This is a genomic window from Microcystis sp. LEGE 08355 (genome assembly GCF_015207185.1).
GTDB classification, from domain to species: Bacteria; Cyanobacteriota; Cyanobacteriia; order Cyanobacteriales; family Microcystaceae; genus Microcystis; species Microcystis panniformis.
On record NZ_JADEXI010000831.1, the window covers coordinates 1 to 1,548 of the forward strand.

The 1,548-nt window shown below is 52.4% G+C and carries 2 protein-coding genes; one reads left to right on the forward strand and one right to left on the reverse strand.

What is annotated here, in order from left to right; genetic code table 11:
• Window positions 1-226 (reverse strand): helix-turn-helix domain-containing protein (locus IQ242_RS24455; protein WP_193961739.1); only part of this gene is annotated, 226 nt, incomplete at its 3' end.
• A gap of 92 nt (window positions 227-318) precedes the next feature.
• Here IQ242_RS24455 and IQ242_RS24460 point away from each other — a divergent pair.
• On the forward strand, window positions 319-1,440 hold the full coding sequence (locus IQ242_RS24460; RefSeq protein WP_228021197.1) for an O-acetylhomoserine aminocarboxypropyltransferase/cysteine synthase family protein: 1,122 nt from the start codon (window positions 319-321) through the stop codon (window positions 1,438-1,440).
• The last annotated feature ends 108 nt before the right edge of the window (window positions 1,441-1,548 follow it).

Below are 1,548 nucleotides of genomic sequence, written 5' to 3' on the forward strand. Positions count from 1 at the left end.
GTACACAGCTTACTTCATTGAGAAAGTTTAATTCTTCTTGCTTTTTCCAATCGGTTAGCATTGAAGAAGTTTGAGCGTAGCCTACTCTTTCTTGCTTTTCGTACCAAGCTTGTGTTCTGAGATGGAGTGCCTTATTGTAAACCAATCTTACACAGCCCAAAGTGCGCCGCAATAGCGACTCTTGTTCGGGTGTGGGGTAAAATCGAAACGAATAGGCTTTTTCCATACCTCACATTTTAGCATATATTTCGTAAACGATGCTCATATTTAACAGTAAAGCCGTCGTAGAACGACGGGGTTTCAGACCCAAAATTTTCGATGAACCCGACCACCGATGTCTTCGAGAAGCGGATCGCCGCTTTAGAAGGAGGTGCAGCGGCCCTGGCCACCTCTAGCGGTCAGGCGGCGCAATTTCTAGCGATCGCTAATATCGCCGGTGCGGGGGATAATATCGTTTCCACTAGCTACCTCTACGGCGGAACCTATAATCAGTTCAAAGTCTCCCTACCGCGTTTAGGAATAAATGTCAAGTTCGTCGATGGCGATGAGGCCGAGGCTTTTCGAGCGGCGATCGATGATCGCACCAAAGCCTTATACGTCGAGACGATCGGCAATCCCCGATTTAATATTCCCGATTTTGCCGCCTTGGCCCATATCGCCCACGAGAACGGCATTCCCCTCATCGTCGATAATACCTTCGGCTGCGGCGGCTATCTCTGTCGCCCGATCGAACAGGGGGCCGATATCGTGGTGCAATCGGCGACCAAATGGATCGGCGGTCACGGCACTTCCATCGGCGGAGTAATCGTCGATTCGGGTAAATTCGACTGGGGAAACGGCAAATTTCCCCAGTTTACCGAACCCGCGCCGGGTTATCACGGGTTGAATTTCTACGAGGTGTTCGGACCGTCCGGCCCTTTGGGCAATATCGCCTTTATTATCCGGGCCCGGGTGGAGGGATTGCGGGATTTTGGGCCCGCCTTGAGTCCGTTTAACGCATTTTTACTGCTACAGGGATTGGAAACCCTCTCCCTACGGGTCGATCGTCATGGATCCAATGCGTTGGCCCTAGGGAACTGGCTCAAAGAACAGCCGCAGGTGGAATGGGTCGATTATCCCGGATTACCGGAACATCCTTACCACGAACGGGCGAAGAAGTACCTAAAACACTGCTTCGGCGGGGTTTTAGCCTTCGGGATTCGGGGCGGTTTCGAGGCCGGGCGGAATTTTATCAACCGGGTGAAACTCGCCAGCCATCTCGCCAACGTGGGGGACGCAAAAACCCTGGTTATCCATCCCGCCTCGACGACTCACCAGCAGTTAAACGAGGAAGAACAGCGATCGGCGGGAGTAACGCCCGAATTAATCCGCGTTTCCGTGGGTTTGGAACATATTGACGATATTATCGAGGATTTCCAGCAAACTTTCCAGAGTTTATAACCCACCACCCCCCGCCCATGGATCGCCTAGACTTGATCTCCCCGGAAACCCGTTTCTATTCCCCACCGCATCCTTTTGTTCTCGAATCGGGGGCGGTTCTCGAAAGGG